This window comes from Phyllobacterium sp. P30BS-XVII (assembly GCF_014138335.1).
GTDB lineage: Bacteria > Pseudomonadota > Alphaproteobacteria > Rhizobiales > Rhizobiaceae > Phyllobacterium > Phyllobacterium meliloti.
Genome location: NZ_JACGXO010000004.1, coordinates 413,993 through 429,037, shown reverse-complemented (window position 1 = coordinate 429,037; position 15,045 = coordinate 413,993). Strand labels below are relative to the sequence as shown.

Sequence of the window (15,045 nt, the reverse complement as noted above, 5' to 3'; positions counted from 1 at the left end):
TCAGAATGGCATTTCAATTCGTGGCCAGATTTCGCGCGACAGTTTCCGGTAATCGGTTTTCTTCGGGTTGGACGGATAGGGTGCGCCCGCGTCGATATAGATGATTTCTGCCGCGACCGGCTCAAAACCCGCGTGGAAATGATTGGTGGATTTGACCAGCAGGATGTCTTTTGAAGCAGGCTCGATGCCGAGATTGGAGAAAATATCCGGCTCGAACGTCTGGGTGCGGTTTGTATTGAGGATGACCTCGATATTGGTGCCCTCAAGCCGGATCACAGCCGCCGGTCCAAGCGTGACGCGGCTCTTGCCAAAGCTCTGCCAGCCCTCCTGCACGGCTTTCAGCACTTCAACGCGCGCATCGAGAGGTGCGCCGCCATCCGGTCCCGCCTTGCCGCCAAAGCGGAGCTGAATTCTGGCGCCCTCGCCTGCTGCCAGACAGAAAGTAACGGCAATCGGGTCCCAGATCGTGGCCACGGCAACATTATCGATGCCGCGCTCGATCATGCGGCGCAGGATCAACGTGCCATCTCCAGCTACGCCGCCACCGGGATTGTCCCAGACATCGGCAACAACAACAGGCTTGCCACTTTTCGTTGCCGCAAGTTCGACGGCTTTGTCGAGGCCAGCTTCCGTATCAAGCATCGGCATCGCCGTCCGGCCGCGCATTCCGAAAATTTCCATACCGAGCGATTCAGCCAATGCCGCACCGCGCGGCGCGTCATTATCGGTGACGACCATGACCTGCGTGCCAAGCTCAGGCACATCACCGGCCATGAAACCGTGAATAAGGGAAATCGAGAGAATATTGTGGTGGCCCTGCAGGGCCTGAATGCGATCGACAAAAGAACGCATCGGTTCGCGGCTGGTCGGGAAAACGCCGATCATGCGGCAATCGAAGGTAGAAATGATGGGTTTGATTTCACCGCGTAAGGTGCGCAGGGCCAAATCGACCACATGCTCGCCGCGCTCGTAAAAATCCGTATGCGGAAATTCAAGGAAAGCGGCGAGAATGTTGGAATTTTCCACCCGCTTGCGCGTCAAATGGCTGTGTGGATCAAGTTCAGAAGCTATCAGCACATCAGGCCCGACGATTGAGCGGATGCGCTCCAGAAGATCGCCTTCGCAATCATCATAGCCCTGCGCAACCATGGCACCATGCAGGCCGAGGATTACACCGTCGACGGGCAAAGCGGCTTTCAACTGATCAAGAATTTCATCGCGCAGCCCTTCATAGGCCTGCTGTTGCAACAGGCCGCCGGGCTCCGCCCATGTCGCGGTGCCTTCAATGAGTTCAAAACCTTCTTCCCGCGCACGGCGGCGCAACACCACCATGGGCGCGGAGCAGAGTGTCGGCGTATCAGGATGCTCGCCGGGTCCCGCATAGAACGCCATTTCAAAACTGGCGCGGTCCGTCGGGACGGGTGAAAACGTGTTGGTTTCCGTGGCGAGGGACGCGGTGAAGATGCGCATTTTGAGCTTTCCAATAGCAGACTACAGCTTTTCAGCTGCGATATTCGGTTTGCATGATGGTGGTTCTCCAGGTTCAGTTTGCATGAACAAAATGCGTGGTTCGACAAGCTCACCATGAGGGAGAGTGGTGCTGCAACGATAATCGCCACCATTGCAGAACTTGACTCCCTGCAACCCACCCATCTCCCTCATGGTGAGCTTGTCGAACCACGCATCGTGTTATTGCAAAGTGCCCCCTTAGGACCACGCTTCACATTCACAGCGGCTTATAGGCGATGGCTTCGATCTCGATCTTGATGTCGATCATAAGGCGCGATTCAATGGTTGTGCGTGCTGGCGGGTTCGCAGTGAAATAGGTGGCATAGGTTTTGTTGAACGCCGCGAATTCACGCGCGTCTTCCAGAATGACGAAGGTCTTCACCACGTCGGAAAGTTCCGCACCCGCCAATGCCAGCGCTGCCTTGATATTTTCCATCACCTGTTTGGTCTGGGCTTCAATACCGCCAATGATGACAGTGCCATCGGCTCCAACAGGAACCTGACCGGAAATGTAGATGAAATCCCCGGCGCGAACGGCTGGTGACAGCGGCACATGCGATGATCCGAAATGTTGTTTTGTCATGATATTCACGTCCTGTATTTGATTATTTGACGGCGCCAATGGAAAGACCGCGCACCAGATAGCGCTGCAACCAGGCAAAGAGAATGGCCACCGGAACCGATGCTACAAATGCCGCAGCCATGACGTAGTGCCAGTCGACGGTGTAACGCCCGGCAACGAGCGAGAGCACGCGGATGGGCAGAGTATAATTCTCTTCCTTGCGCAGCATGGTGAGGGCGATGACGAACTCGTTCCACGCATTGATGAAGGTAAAGATGGCAGTGACGACCATCGCCGGGACGGCAAGCGGCAGGAAAACGCTGCGCAAGGTGCGCCAGCGATTGGCGCCTTCCATCCATGCGGCTTCCTCAAGATCGCGCGGGATGGTGGAAAAATAGCTTTGCAGCATCCACACGCAGAAGGCGATGTTGAAGCCCGTATATATAATGACGAGCACATTCAGATTGTCGATCATCCCGGCATTGGCAACCAGCCGGAACAGGCCGATGACCAAAACGATGGGCGAGAGCATCTGCGAGACAAGCAGAAATTGCCGGTAGGCATTGCGCCCGGCAAATTCGTAGCGGCTCAGCGCATAGGCGGCTGGAATGGAAACGATGATCGTCAGGGCCGTTGAAAGCGTGGAGACATAGAGCGAGTTGGCGAGAGCCGAACCAACGCCCGATGTTTGCCACATCTCGGAAAAATTCTGCCAGTGCAGCTCTTCCGGCCACCAGGTTGGATTCAACACCTCTGTTGCTGATTTGAGCGAGGTGATGGTCATGACCGCATAGGGGAACAGGATTACCACAATGATGGGCGAGAGGCACAGCCAGAAAAGCAGCGAGCGCTTGAGTTTCTTGTTCATCATGCCTTCTCCTCGCGCATGGCAAGCCGCACATAGATCAGGGTGAAGACGAGAAGAATCGCGAACATGATCAATGAGATGGCCGCAGCATCGCCAAGCCGGCCAAGGCGGAAACCAAGCTCGTAGAGGTAGGTCACCAGAATATGGGTCGAATTGGCAGGGCCGCCCTGTGTGGTTACCCAGATGATCGGGAAGGAATTGAAGACATAGATGGTGTTCAAAACGAAAGCGATGTTGATGAATGGACGCAGCAGCGGCAGCGTAATCAGACGAAACTGGTCCCAGCGCCCTGCCCCTTCGGTGGCGGCGGCTTCGTAGAGGTCTTCGGGAACCGATGAAAGACCGCCCAGAAAGATGGTGACAGTAAACGGGACCGAGACGAGAATGCCGATGAGGATCTGCATTGGAAAAGCGGTGGAGGCTTCGGCCAGCCACTGGATATTGCTGCCGATGACACCAAGATCGCGCAGCGCTGAATTCAGCATACCGCTTTCACCGTTCAGGGCCCAGCGCCAGACGACAGCGGTCATGGTCAATGAGATCGCCCAAGGCAGCATGATCAGGATGCGGGCAATGCCGCGACCGTAGAAATCCTCATTGAGGATCAGTGCAATGGGTACCGATACAATGAGCGTACCAAGCACAACACAGGCGGTCCAGATCAGCGTGCGCCATGTGGCCGCGATAAAATCAGGGTCAGCAAAAAGAACACGGAAATGCTCCAGTCCGACGAAATCACGAAGGATGCCGAAACGGTTCACATCATGCAGTGAGAGCGAAACAATCTCTTTCAGCGGCCAGAGGATAATGGCGGCTGCCAGAAGAAAGCTCGGCAGGATCAGAAAATAGGGGGCCGTTGCCCGTTGCATAAGCGTGCGTTCCTTCGATCGGGTTTCCTGGTGTGATCCGTGAAGACCCTCACCCCATCGCTTCGCCCCGATCCTCCCCACAGAGGGGAGGGCAAGGCCGCGGCAAACTCGGTGATTGTCTTCACCCTCCCCTTATCGGGAGGGTCGGAGCGAAGCGGCGGGGTGGGGTGAAACAACACACCCGCCCCTCGCGCCATCTCACATTACTTCAGCGTTGCGTTGATCTTGGCTGCCGCCTCTTTCAACGTCGCCTCAGCTTCACCCTGTCCGAGATAAATCTTCTGCACGGCATTGGAGGTTGTCTTGGCAATATCCTCCCAGCCCGGAATAACCGGAGCAAAGCGGGCATTGGGCAGAAGCGATGTGAACACTTTCAGATCGGCATTATCGGCAAAGTAAGGGTCTTTGGCTTCTTCCGCATTAACCGGCAGGAAGCCCTCGATCTTGTCGAACTTGGTGCGCTGTTCGGCGGTGAAAATGAAATCAAGGAATTTCCACGCGGCTTCCTTGTTCTTGGAGTTTTCGAACAGGACGATGGAATCGGTCACACCATAGGTACCCTTGTCGCCGCTTGGGCCTGCTGGAATTGGCGCAACGCCATAATTCAGCTTCGGCGCTTCCGTCTTGATCTGACCCGACAGGAACGGAGCCGTGATAACGGTTGCCACCTTGCCCTGCTTGAACAGGTTCTGCACGTCTTCACGCGAATAGGAGGTGACGCCCGGCTGGGTCAGGCCGCCATCGATAAAGCTCTTGTAAAGCTTGGCCGTTTCAATGGCGGCCTTGGAATCAAGTCCGGATTTGCCATCCTTGACGATCTCGCCGCCATTCGACCACATGCCATAATAGAAATAGACGTCGGTCTCGATTTCCTTACCCTGCAGGCCGAAACCATAGGTCTCACCGCCAAGCTTCTTGATCTTTTCCGCATCGGTCTTGAAATCAGTCCATGTTGCTGGTGGTGCGCTGATGCCAGCCTTGGCGAAAATATCCTTGTTGTAATACATGGCGCGGGCCGAGGCGGCGATTGGCAGGCCGTAGACTTTGCCGTTCATCACCGATGGCGTAAGGAACGTATCGATAAAGCGGGCCTTGAACTCGGGCTTGATGTGCTCATCAAGCGGTGCAACGATGCCCTCGGACACATAGTCGAGCAGCCAGCGTGTGCCGATGATGGAAAGATCGGCATTGGCACCGGCTGAGATATCGGTGGTCAGCTTCTGCTGCAGGCTGTCCCATGGCACAACTTCAATCTGGATTTTGACGTCAGGATTAGCCGCTTCAAATGCCTTGGCAGCTTCCTGGAAATAGGGTCCTGTGCCCTTGCTATATTCGGCGATGGTCACGCGCACGGTGCTCTCGGCAAAGGCGCTGCTGCTGAAAGCAACGATGCTTGCTCCAGCAAGAAGGCAAAGTTTCTGTCTGAATGTCATTGTCATTCCCCTTGTTATCACCGCGTTCGGCGGTGTTTGTTTTGTCATGAACCATCTATAGCGGGTGCGTCGCTGCGCTTCCCGAAAAGACGGTCCTCTCCAACCAGCCCATCTATCTTCAAATGTAATTTAATTTCATGCAAGCGAATTTTTAGGTTTGTTTCGTGTATTTTTATGTTGCTTTTTTTCATATCTGGCCGTTAGCTTGATGACAAGCGGGCAGAATCCGCAAAAAATCGCCCGTGAAAGCGGGCCAATAATATGGGAACAGACGAACGGACGATGACCTCACCTCATTTGCATGATTTCTATGGCCTCAAGGGCAAGCATGTCCTCATCACCGGCGCTGGCGGTGGCATTGGTCAGGCGCTGATATCAGCGTTTGATGCAGCCGGAGCAATTGTTTCCGGTGCGGACCAGACCATTGAAGCCCTTGAAACGTTGCCGCTCGCTCACCGGCTGGTTTTTGAGCTGACAGACCGCGCAGGAACAGAAAAGGTCATTGGCGATTTCATCGGGGCAAATGGTGCGCCGGATGTGTTGATCAACAATGCCGGATTTACCCGCGGCGAAACGCTGGATCAGGTGGACGGCGATGTCTGGGATCGCGAGATTGCGATCAACCTGAATGGCGCATTCCATGTAACCACCCCCATTGTCGAGGCCATGGCGAAACGCGGTGGCGGCAATATCGTGTTTATCTCATCGGTGAATGCCCTCTCACATTTTGGCAATCCTGCCTATTCAGCGGCTAAGGCCGGGCTGATTTCCTATGTGAAGGCGCTGGCAGTCGAACGCGGTGCTTACGGCATCCGTGCCAATGCGGTCTGCCCCGGTTCAGTACGCACACCCGCATGGGATCACCGTCTTACCGGCCATCCCGAGCTTCTGGCAAAGGTCCTGCCGCACTATCCGCTCGGGCGGATGGTGACACCGGAAGAAGTGGCGAATGCCACGCTTTTTCTGGCCTCTTCGGCGGCATCGGGCATAACGGGTACAGCGCTCGCCGTGGATGCCGGATTGACAGCGGGCAATCTGCGTTTCATCAACGAAGTTCTTGCAGGGAAAAACTGATATGGCCGGATTGCAGATCAAACAGCTTGTCAAATCCTACGGTGCCATGAGTGTCCTGCACGGCATCGATCTTGACGTACACGATGGCGAGTTTCTCGTGCTTATCGGCCCCTCAGGCTGCGGCAAGTCTACGCTTCTACGAATGATTGCTGGTCTCGACGATATTTCATCCGGTGAACTATGGATTGGTAATCGCCTGACCAATGGTCTTGCGCCGCAGCAGCGCAATATTTCCATGGTTTTCCAGAGCTATGCCCTGTTCCCGCATATGACCACACGCAAGAACATCGGTTTTGGTCCGAAAATCCGCCGGGAGGCGGGTGATGTGATTGATGCGAAGGTGAACAAGGCAGCGGAAACGCTCAACCTGCACGATTACCTTGACCGCCTGCCCCGTCAGCTTTCCGGTGGTCAGCGCCAGCGCGTTGCCATGGGACGGACGATTGTGCGTGAGCCGGACCTCTTCCTTTTCGACGAGCCGCTTTCCAATCTTGACGCCAAACTGCGGGTGCAGATGCGCACGGAAATCAAGGCGCTGCACCAGCAGCTTAAAACCACCATTGTCTATGTCACCCATGATCAGATGGAAGCCATGACCATGGCTGACCGGATCGTCGTCATGAACGGTGGCCGCATCGAACAGATTGGTTCGCCGCTGGAACTCTATGACCGGCCTGCCAATAAATTTGTTGCCGGATTCCTCGGTTCGCCCGCCATGAGCTTCATTCCGGGTACATTGGAGCGCGGTGATGGCGTAGCGCGTATGCGTACCGCCGAAGGCTTTATCATTCCGGTTGGAGATACAACTGCCGCTTCAGGACAACCGGTCGAACTGGGCATCCGTCCAGAGCATTACCGCCTTGCGGCAAGCGGTCAGGGTTTCCCCTATAAAGTGGCGGTGGTGGAGCCCACCGGTTCGGAAACCCACCTCTTTGGCACGATTGCCGGGGTTGGCGTTCGTGCGGTCTTCCGTGATCGTGTCGCGCCTGAACCGGGTAGTCAGATGATGCTGACAGTCAATCCTGATAAAGTTCATGTCTTTGACGGGAAAACCGGAAACCGGATTTAGAGCACATGGCCTCGCCGCATTTCGACATCGTTGCGCGGTTGCGGGAGATCGCTGAAAACGGTCAGCGATCCGATCAAAGAGTGGCGGCTGCCGTTCTGGCCGATGCGGATTTTGCCACGCACGCTTCGATAGAGCGGCTGGCGGAAAAAGCGGGGGTAAGCGAGCCGACGATTACCCGCTTCTGCCGTATGCTTGGCTTTGAAGGCACCCGAGACTTCAAGGTCGGGTTGGCGCAATCGCTGGCGATCGCCGGGCGGTTCATTTCCGTCAATCCCGCCGATAGTTCTACCGGTAATGGTGTGCCTTCCATCATTGCAAGCAGCGCTATGAACGCAATCGAGACGGTAACGGGCCTGATCAATCGTGCCGATCTTGACCGAGCAGCCGCAATCGTTGCCGGTGCTGGCATGGTTCGCGCCTATGGCTCAGGCGGTGCATCCTCAATGGCGGCAACAGAACTTGAAAACCGGTTGTTCCGGCTTGGTCTTCTGGCGTCATCACATATTGACGGTGAGATGCAGCAGATGACGGCCGCCACCAGCAACAAGGATACGGTTATTGTTGCCTATTCGCTTTCCGGCGAAGTGAAACCGGTCATTGATGCCGTGACCATTGCTGGACGCTATGGCGCAAAAACGATTGCCTTTACAGCGGCGAATTCCTCGCTGGCTGCGGCGGCGCAGCTGGTCTTGCCCTTTCACATTGAAGAGGGCACGAATATCTATCGGCCCTCGCCCGCCCGTTACGCGCTGCTTGCCCTTACCGATATGCTTGCCATGAGCGTGGCGGAGAAGATTGGCGCACCGGCGGTGGAACGTATGCGCCGGATCAAGAACCTTCAGGGCATGCAAAAAAGCGATGCGCCGAACCTTCCGCTTGGAGATTGAGAATTGAAACTGTCCGAACTTGATACACCTGCCGTCCTTATCGATGTGAACAGGGCCGATGCCAATCTGCAGCGCTTCCAGACCTATGCGGACAAGCATGGGTTGGCCGTGCGCCCACATATCAAGACACATAAATTGCCCCGTTTTGCCAAGCGTCAGGTGGAACTCGGTGCTGTCGGGATCACCTGTCAGAAACTCGGTGAAGTCGAGGTCATGGCTGATGCGGGTCTCACCGATATCTTTATTCCCTATAATATTATCGGCAAAGCCAAGCTCGATCGGCTTGTGGTGCTGCATCACCGTATCAAGATAGCTGTGACAGCCGACAGTGCAGCAACGGTCAGTGGTCTTTCCGCTGCGTTCGCCAATTCGGCAAAACCGCTCGAAGTTCTCGTTGAATGCGATACGGGCATGGGCCGCTGCGGTGTGCAAACGCCCGATGAGGCCGTGGCATTGGCAAAGACAATTGATGCCGCCAGCGGTCTTACCTTTGCAGGTTTCATGACCTATCCGAAAGCGGGCGCTGTTGCAGAGAATGAGGCTTGGCTGGCAACAGCAAAGCAGAAAGCCATTGATGCGGGTCTTAATCCCGGCATTATCTCCAATGGCGGCTCACCCGATATGTGGCATGCCCATGAGGTGACAACTGCCACGGAACATCGGCCCGGCACCTATATCTATATGGATCGGTTTCAGGTGGCAAAGAATGCGGGCACCTGGGACGATTGTGCTTTGACTGTCCTTGCAACCGTTGTCAGCCGCCCGACGGAAAATCGTGTGGTTATCGACGCGGGATCAAAGTCGCTGTCGAGCGATACATTTGGAATGGAAGGTTTTGGCCGGATCGTGGAGTTCCCGGAAGCGGTGATCACATCGCTGAGCGAGGAACATGGGACAATCGATGTGTCGGGTTGCAAATCCAAGCCTGAGATTGGGGACCGGGTGCGGATTATCCCCAATCATGCCTGCGTGGTGTCGAACCTGTTTGACAGCGTTGTACTGATTTCAGGCGACGAGGTTGTCGAAATTGCCCCCGTCGCCGCGCGTGGCCGGGTCGATTAATTGCCGTAAATTGCTGCGCGCATTTTCCTCTGCGCTTCAGACATGGCCTGACCCTTGGCATTGACCTGTTCAAGCAGCGTGTTCAGTTGCGCTTGAACAGTGGGATCGGACACCTCGAACATTGAGCCCGAAATCGTGATCTTGTCCTTATGCTGGTCAACGAAATCGACAACCTTCAGGAGAATGTCAAAGGTCTCGCTCGTGGCGGGAAAGATCTCCTTATAGGTGTTGGCGAGATTGCTGACGGTCTTGTCATAGGCCTTGTCAAAAACGGGCTTGAGGTCCTCCGGCTGCTTCAATGCCGCATGAGCCTTATCCGCAGTGGCCTGCTCTTCATCCATGGCGGTGCGCAGGGCACTCAGGCCAGCAAAGGCAGCCTTGATGTCTTCCTTGCGATTCATGGCATCGTTAATCGATGTAATTGCGCCCTTGGCAGTAAGGGCTTCCATCGGCTTGCTGATCTTTTCATTCATGGCCGCGTGAAAATCAGTGATGACCTTGTACTGAGCAGCATAGGCACCGAGGGATTTGGTTTCTTCTGCCGTAAGCTGCGGAACGCTCACACCCTTCTTGTCGACAATGCGTGTCTGCAGAAAATCGATGAATGCCTTGCGCTGGGTGGCCTCGCTGTCCGAGCAGGCTGAGATTGTCAGGGCCATGAACACGGTCATGACAGCCGCAATGGCAAAACGGAATCCTGGCATTTTGTTACTTTCCTTTTCTTTTCTTAATTCCACTCAGGCAAAAGCAGCCCGAGCAGTTGGGCCTGTCGGCCATTATTGCTTTCCACGCTGGTGCTGCAGAATTTGGGCATCAGCGCGGGCAAAGCATTATATTTCCCCCAGAGAGTGCGTGTGTTCGCGGTTAGCACCTAGTGCAGAACAGGGGGCAGTACAACCGTAGAGGAGTCCCAAAGTGGGTTTTCCAGAAGCAATGGCAAAGCGGGACATTCAGGGCGCGGATATTTTTTCCTGCTGAACCTGCTCGATAAGCGCCTTGCGAAACAGCCGCGAGGCAGGCCCCAACGGCTCATCGGAACGGTGTGCAATATAGGCGCGCAGCATGGTTTCGCCCTTCTGGCCATACTCGGCTGTGGGCACCCGCACCAGCTTTCCCTCGTTCAAATCCTTTTCAACCAGCCAGATTGGCAGGTTGCCCCAACCAATGGCTTTCAGGATGAGAACCCGCTTGGTGTCATTGTCACTGACCCGCCAGGTTCGCGGCGACAGAACGTGAAAATCGCGGCCCTCTGTCAGGTGCGAGGGGTCCTCACCAACAATCTGGACATGATCGGCAAGCTCCGCCGCAGTGACCGCAGGTCCAGGTGCAGCACGTAGCGCCAGTGGATGGTGCGGCGAGACGACGGCAACGCGCCAGAGAAAGGCAAGCTCTTCCAATTCTATCATCGGGTCAGGCATGTCCAACGCCATGATGGCCATTGTGCATCGGCGCTCGCGCAAGGCTGCAATTGGCGTTCCCATGGGGGCGATGGTCAGCCGTACACCAACGGAGGGATAGGCATCCTGTACCGCTTTCAAGGCGCTCGCCACAAGTTCAACCGGAAATTGCGGATCAAGCGCGATGGATATGCCAAGTTCGAGCCCCTCACCCAATCCCCGCGCCCGGGCCCGCATCGTATCCACCTTCAACAGGATCGCTCTGATATCGGCAAGGAGTGCTTGCCCCTCTGATGTCAGAACTGGCCGATGGCCCGAACGGTCAAACAGTGCAAGGCCGAGTTGTGTTTCCATGCCTGCGATTGAGTGGCTGATGGCAGATTGTACGCGTGACAGCTGAGTTGCCGCCGCGCGAAAGCTGCCGGTCTCGGTGACAGCAACAAACATGCGCATCTGATCAAGTGTGAGTGCATCCAACATGATCTATTTAATCGATCATATTGAGCCATATTTTGTCAATATCATCGATGGAATTGGCATGCGATGATGCGGGCAGTGCAATTCTCCCGGATATCTGTCGTGACTGAAATCAGTAGCCTGTCCGCCCTTAAAACCGATCGTCTCTCCACAATCCTTGTTATCGCAAGCGGTGTCGTTGCCGCGCTTCAGGTGGGGAAAGCGGCCATTGCCATTCCCGCATTGCGCAATGATTTTCACCTGAACCTTGGTCAGGCCGGATGGGTGATGTCGATCTTCGCCTTGCTTGCGGTGGTGGGCGGTATTCCTGCCGGAGCGGCCACAACGCGCTTTGGCGACAGAAATCTGATTGTCGCTGGGCTTCTTGGCATTGCATTGGGCAGCGCAATTGGCGCATCGACCGAAACCTTCAACATCCTGCTGGCGGCGCGTGTTCTGGAAGGAACCGGTTTGCTGTTCGTGGTCATTGCCGGGTCTGCCATCCTCAATCGCATTGCCGCGGCACAGGATCGCGATCTCGTTTTCGCATTCTGGAGTTGCTACATGCCGGCTGGAATCGCACTGGCGATTCTGCTTGGTCTTGCCATTGATGGCTGGCGCGTTTTCTGGTTCGCCAATGCGATTGTCGCCTGCCTGTTCGCTCTCCTGTTGCAAATCCTTGTCCCGAAAGAGAAATCACCTCGGGCAAAGCCTTCACTGAACACGATAGCGAAGAATGCAGGCAAGACAGTTACGTCAGCTGGTCCGCTGCTTCTGGCCATGATGTTCGCCATGTATGGCCTGCAGTTTTTTGCTCTGTTCAGCTTTCTGCCTGTCCTTCTGGCCGAACGGATGGGTGTATCGAGTACGGCTGCGGGCATGATGACCGCCTTTGCCATTGTGACCAACATTCTGGGCAATATTGGCGCTGGTATTGCACTGCGTCATGGTGTGCCGCGCTGGTTACTGCTTGCCGTGGCAAGCGCTATCATGACAATGACAGGTGTCGCTGTGTTCACCCTTTCTGGACCAACATGGCTGATTTTCAGTCTCTGTGTGGTCTTCTCAGGTGTGGGCGGTTGTCTACCCTCAGCGATGATGGGAGCTGCCCCACGGGCCGTGCCGGAGGCGCAACTTGGCGCCATGTCAGTCGGTCTTGTCATGCAGGGCAGCAATTTAGGCCAGATGATTGGTCCAGTCGTTGTCGGCAGTCTTGTTGATGCCGTTGGCTGGAAAGCCGCAGCCATACCCGTCGCAATCGCAGGTGTTATTGCCATTGGAACTGCCCTTACCCTGCAAAAGGTCTTCCGTCGCTTTGCCCTATAAGATCAAAGCCCTAACGCCCGTTCCTGAAGAATGCTTTGAACGATGCTCCGCAATATTCCGATTGTGGGTGGTCCCATATGATCATAAAATGAGCGGGCACGGGCTACAACATCAAGGCTTGGGAAAGGAATGCCATGGAGGAAGATGCTGCCGAGTTTGCTCATCATTTGAGGCACCGCGCCATAACCTATGGCGTCCTTACCTGCATACTTATGGTCGGCACCTCCATTATCGCGGACAAGGGCGGCGCTCTGTTTGCCGGGCTTTGGCCCCTCATGATGATTGGCGGATTGATCACCCTGTTTTTAACAGGCTATCTTCTATTCGACGCGGCGCTGTTCCGGTTCATTGCCTCACATGAGGATGAGTTGGATGGCTGCAAGGCGCTGGATGATATATTGGCGCGGATGCGCCTGCGTGCGCGCCCGGAGAAAACCCGGCCATTGAATGCGCGTATATCGGGAACCAAAAGTGTTCTGGTAAAACTGCATATTGCTTTTGCAGCTTTCGTTACACTGTTCGTGGCTTTGGTCGTCTATGGACTCTGGAGCCGCTGAAGGGACTCGACTCTCAGCCGGTTTTGCCTGCATCATACACGTCGTGGGTAGTGCGTACGATTTTAGGTACGGGGAACGCGTATGGGTCCGACAGTGAGAATATTGTTCAAACCATCCACGCCAGATAGCGGCGCCGCCTATGGCGCTGTGTCTGATCAGGATGGAGGCCTGCTGCTGAAAACCGACGAGATTTCAGCTGACTTCCTCAGCAGCGAGGAGCGCAACCATACGACCGATGATCGCGATCCGTCGCAACGTTGGGAAGAATAGGCTTAGCTTTTCAGCCTGTATCCCGTCTTGAACATCCAGCGCACAATCAGAATACAGACGACGAGGAACACTGCCGTCATCCCAAGGCTGGTTCCGATATGTACGTCCGATGATCCGTAGAAACTCCAGCGGAAGCCACTGATAAGATAAACGACCGGATTGAACAGGGTAACGGTGCGCCAGAATTCCGGAAGCATGTTGATGGAATAAAAGCTGCCGCCGAGAAATGTCAGCGGCGTGACGATCATCAGCGGCACCAGCTGCAGCTTTTCAAAACCATCCGCCCAGATACCGATAATGAAGCCGAACAGGCTGAAGGTCACTGCCGTCAGCACCAGAAACAGCACCATGACAAAGGGGTGGTCGATCCGCATCGGCACGAAAAGGGCGGCTGTTGCCAGAATGATCACCCCAAGGATAATCGATTTCGACGCTGCTGCTCCGACATAGGCAATGACAATCTCGAAATAGGAGACCGGCGCGGATAGCAGTTCGTAGATCGTTCCCGTGAATTTCGGAAAGTAGATGCCGAAGGAAGCATTGGAGATGCTTTGTGTCAGCAACGACAGCATGACCAGTCCCGGCACGATGAATGCACCATAGCTGACACCGTTGATTTCAGGGATGCGTCCCCCGATTGCCGAGCCGAAGACAACAAAATACAGGCTTGTGGAAATAACGGGCGAGATGATGCTCTGCATGATCGTGCGCCATGTGCGATGCATTTCAAACAGATAGATCGCGCGGATCGCATAAAGGTTCATTTGCGTTCTCTCACCAGATTGACGAAGATTTCCTCAAGCGAACTTTGCTTCGTCTGAATGTCGTTGAACCCTACCCCAGCCTTGTCCAGATCTTTGAGCAAGGCGGCGATGCCGGTTTTGTCCTCATGGGCGTCATAGCTGTAGATCAGCTCGCAGCCGCTTGGCGTCAGTTCAAGGCCATATTTGGCCAAAGCCGCCGGTATGGTTTTGTGCTCTTCCTGCAATTGCAGCCGGAGCTGCTTCTTGCCGAGCGAGCGCATCAACTCGTTCTTTTCTTCGATCAGGATGATCTCGCCTTTGCTGATGACACCGATACGGTCTGCCATCTGCTCGGCTTCTTCAATGTAATGGGTTGTCAGAATGATGGTGACACCGGACTCGCGCAGCGCCCGCACTACATTCCACATGTCACGGCGCAATTCCACATCGACACCTGCCGTGGGCTCGTCGAGAAACAGAATTTCCGGTTCGTGCGACAGTGCCTTGGCAATCATCACACGGCGCTTCATGCCGCCTGACAGTGTGATGAGCTTGTTGTCTTTTTTGTCCCACAGCGAAAGTTCTTTCAGAATTTTCTCGATATGGGCAGGGTTGGACGATTTACCGAACAGACCGCGGCTGAAACTGACAGTATTCCAGACACTCTCAAAGGCATCCGTTGTCAGTTCCTGCGGGACGAGGCCGATTTTCGTGCGCGCCGCGCGGTAGTTCTTCTGAATATCGTGGCCATCGGCAAGGATCGTCCCCGATGTTGGATTGACGATACCGCAGATGGTGCTGATCAGCGTCGTCTTGCCAGCACCATTCGGTCCGAGCAGTGCAAAGATCTCGCCGTGATGGATATCGAGGTTGATATTCTTCAGTGCTTCAAAACCCGAACCATAGGTCTTGTACAGGTTGGAAACAGATATGGCTGATGACATGAGACTATCCGAACGGAAT

Annotated in this window: 16 protein-coding genes; 7 read left to right on the top strand and 9 right to left on the bottom strand. The window is 55.1% G+C overall.

Going from position 1 to position 15,045, the window contains the following annotated elements; translation table 11 throughout:
• From FHW17_RS14210 to FHW17_RS14190, 5 genes are all read right to left on the bottom strand, one after another.
• The gene (locus FHW17_RS14210) at positions 1-1,470 is read right to left on the bottom strand and encodes a M81 family metallopeptidase (RefSeq protein ID WP_182510149.1); all 1,470 of its coding nucleotides are present in this window, start codon (positions 1,468-1,470) and stop codon (positions 1-3) included.
• A 256-nt stretch (positions 1,471-1,726) separates the two neighbouring features.
• Entirely contained in the window at positions 1,727-2,095 is a 369-nt protein-coding gene (locus FHW17_RS14205) for a RidA family protein (RefSeq protein WP_182510202.1), read from the bottom strand.
• Positions 2,096-2,114: 19 nt separating this feature from the next.
• Positions 2,115-2,942 carry a carbohydrate ABC transporter permease gene (locus FHW17_RS14200; protein WP_162700297.1) on the bottom strand — a complete coding sequence of 276 codons (828 nt, stop codon included), beginning with the start codon at positions 2,940-2,942 and terminating at the stop codon, positions 2,115-2,117.
• Complete coding sequence (locus FHW17_RS14195; protein WP_091885482.1) at positions 2,939-3,808, bottom strand: sugar ABC transporter permease; 870 nt, start codon at positions 3,806-3,808, stop codon at positions 2,939-2,941. The genes FHW17_RS14200 and FHW17_RS14195 overlap by 4 nt, the downstream gene beginning before the upstream one ends.
• Positions 3,809-4,011: 203 nt before the next feature.
• The gene (locus FHW17_RS14190; protein ID WP_182510148.1) at positions 4,012-5,241 is read right to left on the bottom strand and encodes a sugar ABC transporter substrate-binding protein; all 1,230 of its coding nucleotides are present in this window, start codon (positions 5,239-5,241) and stop codon (positions 4,012-4,014) included.
• A gap of 282 nt (positions 5,242-5,523) precedes the next feature.
• Between FHW17_RS14190 and FHW17_RS14185 the strand changes: the two genes are divergently transcribed.
• From FHW17_RS14185 to FHW17_RS14170, 4 genes are read left to right on the top strand one after another with little or no spacing between them, the layout of a single operon-like run.
• Positions 5,524-6,315 carry an SDR family oxidoreductase gene (locus tag FHW17_RS14185; RefSeq protein ID WP_112522533.1) on the top strand — a complete coding sequence of 264 codons (792 nt, stop codon included), beginning with the start codon at positions 5,524-5,526 and terminating at the stop codon, positions 6,313-6,315.
• A 1-nt stretch (position 6,316) separates the two neighbouring features.
• On the top strand, positions 6,317-7,384 hold the full coding sequence (gene ugpC, locus FHW17_RS14180) for a sn-glycerol-3-phosphate ABC transporter ATP-binding protein UgpC (protein WP_182510147.1): 1,068 nt from the start codon (positions 6,317-6,319) through the stop codon (positions 7,382-7,384).
• Positions 7,385-7,389: 5 nt separating this feature from the next.
• Positions 7,390-8,271, top strand: coding sequence for a MurR/RpiR family transcriptional regulator (locus FHW17_RS14175; protein ID WP_112522409.1), 882 nt, complete (start codon positions 7,390-7,392; stop codon positions 8,269-8,271).
• A 3-nt stretch (positions 8,272-8,274) separates the two neighbouring features.
• Positions 8,275-9,333 carry a D-TA family PLP-dependent enzyme gene (locus FHW17_RS14170; protein WP_182510146.1) on the top strand — a complete coding sequence of 353 codons (1,059 nt, stop codon included), beginning with the start codon at positions 8,275-8,277 and terminating at the stop codon, positions 9,331-9,333.
• Here the strand turns inward: FHW17_RS14170 and FHW17_RS14165 are convergent.
• Both FHW17_RS14165 and FHW17_RS14160 read right to left on the bottom strand, forming a co-directional pair.
• Positions 9,330-10,037 (bottom strand): DUF3053 family protein, encoded by a 708-nt coding sequence (locus FHW17_RS14165; RefSeq protein ID WP_112522411.1) that lies wholly within the window; start codon positions 10,035-10,037, stop codon positions 9,330-9,332. The two genes, FHW17_RS14170 and FHW17_RS14165, sit on opposite strands and share 4 nt — an antisense overlap.
• Before the next feature lie 246 nt (positions 10,038-10,283).
• Entirely contained in the window at positions 10,284-11,210 is a 927-nt protein-coding gene (locus tag FHW17_RS14160) for a LysR family transcriptional regulator (RefSeq protein ID WP_182510145.1), read from the bottom strand.
• 99 nt (positions 11,211-11,309) lie between these two features.
• Here FHW17_RS14160 and FHW17_RS14155 point away from each other — a divergent pair, with 99 nt between their 5' ends.
• From FHW17_RS14155 to FHW17_RS14145, 3 genes are all read left to right on the top strand, one after another.
• Positions 11,310-12,512 (top strand): MFS transporter, encoded by a 1,203-nt coding sequence (locus tag FHW17_RS14155; RefSeq protein ID WP_182510144.1) that lies wholly within the window; start codon positions 11,310-11,312, stop codon positions 12,510-12,512.
• A gap of 134 nt (positions 12,513-12,646) precedes the next feature.
• A complete protein-coding gene (locus tag FHW17_RS14150; RefSeq protein ID WP_113094955.1) occupies positions 12,647-13,069 on the top strand; it encodes a hypothetical protein in 423 nt (140 codons plus the stop codon).
• A gap of 81 nt (positions 13,070-13,150) precedes the next feature.
• Entirely contained in the window at positions 13,151-13,339 is a 189-nt protein-coding gene (locus FHW17_RS14145; RefSeq protein ID WP_182510143.1) for a hypothetical protein, read from the top strand.
• 2 nt (positions 13,340-13,341) lie between these two features.
• On the opposite strand, the gene FHW17_RS14140 is transcribed toward FHW17_RS14145, so the two are convergent.
• Both FHW17_RS14140 and FHW17_RS14135 read right to left on the bottom strand, forming a co-directional pair.
• On the bottom strand, positions 13,342-14,103 hold the full coding sequence (locus FHW17_RS14140) for an ABC transporter permease (RefSeq protein ID WP_112522416.1): 762 nt from the start codon (positions 14,101-14,103) through the stop codon (positions 13,342-13,344).
• Positions 14,100-15,026, bottom strand: coding sequence for an ABC transporter ATP-binding protein (locus FHW17_RS14135; RefSeq protein WP_113094981.1), 927 nt, complete (start codon positions 15,024-15,026; stop codon positions 14,100-14,102). Before FHW17_RS14135 ends, FHW17_RS14140 begins: the two co-directional genes overlap by 4 nt.
• Positions 15,027-15,045: the final 19 nt, after the last annotated feature.